Source organism: Endozoicomonas sp. SESOKO2 (assembly GCF_024606245.1).
Classification (GTDB): Bacteria; Pseudomonadota; Gammaproteobacteria; order Pseudomonadales; family Endozoicomonadaceae; genus Endozoicomonas_A.
This window is the reverse complement of the sequence record NZ_JAHHPQ010000317.1, coordinates 1-6,236: the sequence shown is the minus strand read 5'-3', so window position 1 is coordinate 6,236 and position 6,236 is coordinate 1. Positions and strand designations below refer to the sequence as shown.

Below are 6,236 nucleotides of genomic sequence, written 5' to 3'. Positions count from 1 at the left end.
CGAGTCTCACTTTCGACTTCTTCATGAACGACAACAAGATGCTCACTCAATGGCTCGGAGGACCTCTGGGCCGCAGTCTTGACAGGATTAATCGTTGGAGAGGCGGAGGTGAAACAGAATCTGACTATGTGAAACGTACTGCCATTGCTACGCCTCAACACTTCAATGAAACGGACGAAGAGTATGCCAGCCGTATTAAAACAAACAACATTATAAATGGCTGGACACGGAACGAGAATTATCTTCAGTTCCGCGAACGTCGTGATCGCACCATGAAGATGTATGAGCATGGCTGGGAGAAATACTTCAGGGACAATGTGCCTGAATGGTCATTCTCCCACGCAAAAAGTATTCCTTACTCTTACACTCTGGGTACCTTCTACGAATGGCAAAAGAGTGGTGACAGGACAGCCATGAGCAATTGACAGCCATGGGTGATTAACCGTTGCTCCCTCGCCTGGTGTGGACCTCACTTTTCACAGTGACAAAAGTACTCAGCTCTGAGGTAATAGAATGACATGTGCCCGCCCCAATGCATTAAGTCTTGCAGTGGCCGTAGCCATCAGCTCTTCCATCACTGTCACACAGGTACTGGCCGATCGCAGGCTGCTGACAAAGTCTGTCGATATTCAGAGCAATGGACAGGCGGTGTATATCCTGAGTGAGGTTGTGGTTCAGCCAACTTTGGGTGATAACCAGCAGCCAATACCCAAATCCATTACAACTACCTACCCTGATCAGACTGAAGTCAATGCGGGTTACGACGTTCCTTCTGAAGGCTTCACAGACGTTCTTTCTGGCATCGGGGGCGGCGTTTCCATGGTTGATCAGTTTGAAACAAGCAAGGATGACGTTGCCAGGAAGTACACCAAAGTCCTGAAGGTCGGTAATGAGGGGGTATTCAAGTTCACCCAGAACCTTGCAGAAAAGGTGCTGGTCATTGAAGTCAGAGACGGAATGATCCATCAGAATTCAATTGCGGCTGTTCGAGCTCAGTCAGGTGATGTACAACCCTTAGAACCGCTAACAAAAATCGCCAATCCCGAACATCTGGCCGGAGTGCTGAAAGGTGCGCATGAAAGAGCAGGAAACCTGGGCGAAGCTGATAACTACGTTGTCCTTGCCACCATTGAAGTAGACGAAGTTGAAGTAAGAGGGCGCACTTTCATGCGTCTTATCGCTTCCGGTGATCAGCCTCCTGAATTGCGGCGTCTGGGTCAATCGCTCTTTGTCAACGATGAAGTTTTACTTGCAGCAGCCACCTCTGCTTACACCCAGGTTCATGTTCTGGGGGAAGATTTACAACAGCAAGCTCTGAATGATCTCTTGTCATACCATCAGCCCGTCGGCTATGTTGTACACGTTAGAGATGAAAGACAGGCTTATCCAATGCCTGTTGGTTATCCAAAACTGGAAGTAACTGAGGCCCGGGGGGAAATTATTGTTTTCCGCGGTCAGAAACAGAACCCGACCGACATCGCTTTTGTGGAACGCCTCAACAGCTTCCAGGAAGAAAATAACCCTAATAACCCCACTCCCGCCGTAGCACAGGTAAAAAAAGACAAGGTCAAAAGCTACCAGTATGTCATTCGAAGCAGGCAGATGGCGCTACTGGAGGGGTTTGCTGAACGGTTGGATTGTTGCCGCGGTGCTGGTCTTGGCACATTAGAACTGAGTGCGCTTGCAGACTATGAATCTATCCAGCAGGCACTGACCATTGCCAGTTCAGATCAAGCAGATGAATTTGATTTCACAATAGGGCACATCAGGGTCGCTTCGTCGTTCTTCACACCAACCTTGTTTCATAATCAACTCGAAAAACACTTCAGCTTCAAACCCGTACTTAGAAATCTTCTGGCTAACCCGATCTTTATTAAGAACATTCAGCCAGTGATACTCTCGATGAGTGATACTAGCCAAACGAAGGCCAAAACGTCTGAGCATGACGAAGCGTTTATTTCCAACGTTATGAGAGAGACCTCCAGAAAGCTGATTGAAGTAGAAACTCAACTGATAGCGCAGGAGGCAAATGAAAGAGAACTCATCCAGCTCAGAAACCTGTTAAAACTCACTTCGGAGGAAGCTAATTGCAGTGAAAAGGAAAATCCGATAGCACTTTTGTTCTGTCAAGAATATGAGAATCAACTTGCAAACACTCGAATAGTAATTGTAAGAATGCAAAACCAGCTGGAGAAGCTAAAGCAGGAAGTAAAAAGAATTCCAAAGTTGCAACCAATGAGTGACGCCAGAGAAGAGTCCAGAAAAGCTTACAACACTCAACGGGCAGCAAACCTTGGTATTGTTGACTGGGATGATACCCAGCCACTCGGAGAACAACTCAGACGTATCGAAAAAAAAATTCATCAAATTCACCAGATGACGGTCGCAACAATTATTGCAAAAGGAAAGCCTCTGCAACAAAAGGCAGACCCCATCGCAGAGGAGATCCGACTGGCCAGCATTGAAAATCAACTCGGTCTGATTCCGAACAACGAAAATGACCTGGAAGCCCGACACAAAGCCATTCTGCAGCTCTTTAAGCCGCATGCGCCTGAGGTCGTTTATCCGCCAGCTCAGCATCTACAAGAGCAGGCAGTCAAACGAATTTCAGAGCTGGAACAACAATTTCGTGATGCCAGAGCAGATGCTACAAAAGTTCGCAACACTCAAATAGCAGCAGAGCTTGGTATTGATGACTGGGATGATACCCAGCCACCCGAAGAACAAGCCAGTCTCATTAGACATGAAATCAAACAACTGGTTGCCGCAACCGGACAGCCAGTTGAAGAAGCTGTAAAAGCAAAACCAGCGGCCATTGGCGGCAAGCGCGATATTACGTCGATCAATGAAGGCGACCCGGATATCCTTCAGCCCATTAAACGGCACCTGCAACAAAAGGAAGAACTAACCGATCGGTTAATCCAGAATAATATGGCTTTAATTGATTATCGGTTCGGTATAATCACGGAAGACGCGAGCGATCGAATAATCCAGAATAATCTGGCGTACATTGAAGGTCAGCTTGGTCTGGTCCCGGTTGACGAAAAAGACCCGGGGATGCGTTGCCGGACCATTCAGCAACACATTAGGACACAGGACGCTCAGATCGAAAAAGAACTGGCAGAACGGAGTCACTGGATACAGAACCTTCAGAAAGAAGTCGATCGTACTCCCATTCTGAAAAAAGAAGTTCGTGAAGCGATAGCAGCAACATCGATTTCCGCAACGCCAGTTACCGCAACACCAGTTACCGCAACACCAGTTACCGCAACATCGATTACCAGATCAGGACAACCCGGGGAAGAAGCTTTAAAAGAAAAACTGGCGGCCACTGTCAGCAAGCAGGGTATTACTCCTGTCAATGAAAACAAACTGGATACCTGCTGTCGAAACATTCAACACCACCTGCAACAAAAGGCAGAACTAACCGATCGGTTAATGCAGAATATTCTGGCTAACACTGAAGGTCAGTCTGGTCTGGTTCCGGATAATGAAAAGAACCCGGAAGTCCGTTGCCAGAACATTCAGCAGCACCTTAAGTTGCGGGAAGTGCAGATCGATCAGCAATATCTTCAGCAACAGAGCACCAGAACAGATGCTAAAAATGAACCTGATATCAAAGCCCGCTATGCAACCATTGCCGCGCATTTAAACATTCAGAACTTTGATAGCAATGCAGATATTGACGCCCAACAAGAACGCCTGATTAAAAAACTTAAGAAAATAAATGCCCAGGGGCAACGTCTGCGTCAAAAACTTTATAAAATGCGCAAACAACGCGATATGGAGCATTCTTACACCAGGCTCAGGAAAAATGCTGTGGCGGCGATTCTTGATATCAAGCTGAGTGAAGACACCACACTGGAAGACCGCGACACCCTGGAGTCAACAGTACATGCCAAGCTCTTCAAACTTAAAGAGCTGGAAAAACAACTGCATGACATCCAAACACCAGGCCACCCCAAAGCCATGCCTGAAGTTCTTGAGACACTGAGTGCCGTAGAAAAAGCCCTTGAGATGAGTGACGTTGATGAAAACGATGGTGTGTATCTCCGTCGCGAGGATATTTCTGACAGCATGCAGGCATTCATCACAAAAGCCAGTGAGCGGGCAGAGGAAGAGGCCCTGGAAATACTGTCAGCCACAGAACAGGTGTTCAACATTAAAATCAATAGAGGTGATAACAAAGCAGCAAGACTTGCCAGGGTTCGTACAAGGCTTGATGCTGATGATGTCCCGGAGTACATGCTGGACAAGATATATAATATTGTCACACAAGAAAACCGCAGACTTGAGTACATGAAGAGTCTCAAACCCGAGAGCCCTCTTACAGATATTACCCTTTCTTATCCGAAAAAAGGGAGCCCGGAATGGCTCAGTATACTTCGCAGGCGCCTCACCTATAAAGTCGAAGAGGTCGATGAGCAAGCCAGTGAAAAACAGACAGGTTATCTTGCAGCTATAGAAGACAAGCTCAGGATATATCCTCATGAAAACGTTGCAGCCAGAGAAAGAAGCATGGCGTTCACTGCTGAGCTGGCCAGTAAGCTGCAGGTAGCGTTTGAGAAGGATGCCACCCTGCCTGACCGGAAGTATGCCCTAAGAGTCAAAATCAGTGAGTTACTGGACGAAGTGAGCAAAGACTGTGATGAAGAAGTTGCCAGAAGAGCCTGGAACAATGAAATGGCTCATCAACTCAACATTGGGGACTATAAAGACGATGCCACTATCGACGACCAGAACAGTCTGATTGAAAAAAAACTCCAGGCGCTGGATGAAGAAGTTTTTAATGCGGGTCAGCCTGACATTAACGAGCGCATCGCAGTCATTGAGAATGAGCTTGACAGGCAAGTGGCCCGGCTGGGGCCAAAACCCCGATACGTACTTGATCGTGAGGTAGCCAGGGCCAGACGAGTAGTAGCAGAAGCTGAAAGTGAGCTGGCAAGTGTTCATCACCAGTTGAATACTCTTCGTGGCAAAGGCCATGAAAAACTGAGAGCCAGAGCAGGTCTTAACATCCAGGGGGATGACCTCGGTACAGAGGAAGAAGCTGATTATTTTATTTCCAATGCAGCCTTTAAAGATCGTCAGGGACAGGACGAATTCGATGAAGCACTGGGTGAGCTGCCTTTAACCAGAAAAAAGTACGCTCAGGTCACGGAATTTCTGCATGAGCACGACATGAAAAGTATAGATTTAACCTGTGCAATGGCTGATGAGGATCTCGCAGAAGCGGCTCTGATTTGTAAAATACATGAGAATATTTTTAGTACCATCGATGATTTGGCTGAACCCTTACCAGGACAAATAACTGAGCTGTTTTTAGCCCTGAGGCATAAAAGAGAAGCTGTATCCAATGCAAAACAAGATCTGGCAGATTATCAAGCGCTTATTGGAGCCACTGAAAAAGCCGTGGGTATTAAACCCGCCCCTGCTGACAACTATGAACATCGGGTTAATGCCCTGCGAAACAGGCAACTACAATTGGGCGGCAATGATGCTACTGGTGGCGACATCGGGCGACTGACTCAGGAACAGGCTCGCTTGGAAAGTGAGATTGAAACCAGGAAAGCAGACATTGAGAGAATGAAGGAACTCCGGAAGGCTGCAGAAAAATCCGTCGAAAATGACGGTGGTCCCTTTCAGTTCACGCCGAGACAGGTCAAAGTTCTGACCGATATACGCGACTTCATGCAGCAGCACTCTCTCAAGAAACAAGCTCTGGAAGCTGCAATGGGTCTTGCAGAATTAGCTGTAGAAAGCGGTAAGGCAATGCCCTGCTTCACGACCTTCGATTTTGACGATGAACTTGCACCGGTCCGACTGCGGACACTGGTCGGAGAAAGTCTGACGTTTGATCAGGCCAACCGGATTGTAAAAGTCTTCAAACGCCTGAAAACGATCTTCCCGCTCCCCTCTTCCGAGCCTATGGAAGGTCAACCTCTGAATGTTCTGGCTAAAGTCCAGAGGCTGGTTTTCAGAGCCAGGAATCAGCTGCAAAATGGGGCTCAGGAATACGATGAGGTCATTTACGGCATGGGCAAAACAGCCACTCATTACGTCGAGCATGAACCAGAGGACCTGAAAAGTTTTTCGGAATTCGTCACTACCCATTTTGCCAGTGGTCACAAGATTATCGCCCTGATGCGTGAAGGCCTGATCAGCAAGACTGAGATTGAGCACTACATGAAGGCCGTCAGAGGTGTCGACGGATATCAGACAGTGGATGAATTTGA

Annotated in this window: 2 protein-coding genes; both read left to right on the top strand. The window is 47.4% G+C overall.

All coding sequences use genetic code 11. The features are described 5' to 3' along the window. The coding region (locus KDK17_RS07215) for a hypothetical protein (RefSeq protein ID WP_257287717.1) at positions 1 to 425 on the top strand (425 nt) is incomplete at its 5' end. A gap of 88 nt (positions 426 to 513) precedes the next feature. Then, the coding region (locus KDK17_RS07210; protein WP_257287716.1) for a hypothetical protein at positions 514 to 6,236 on the top strand (5,723 nt) is incomplete at its 3' end.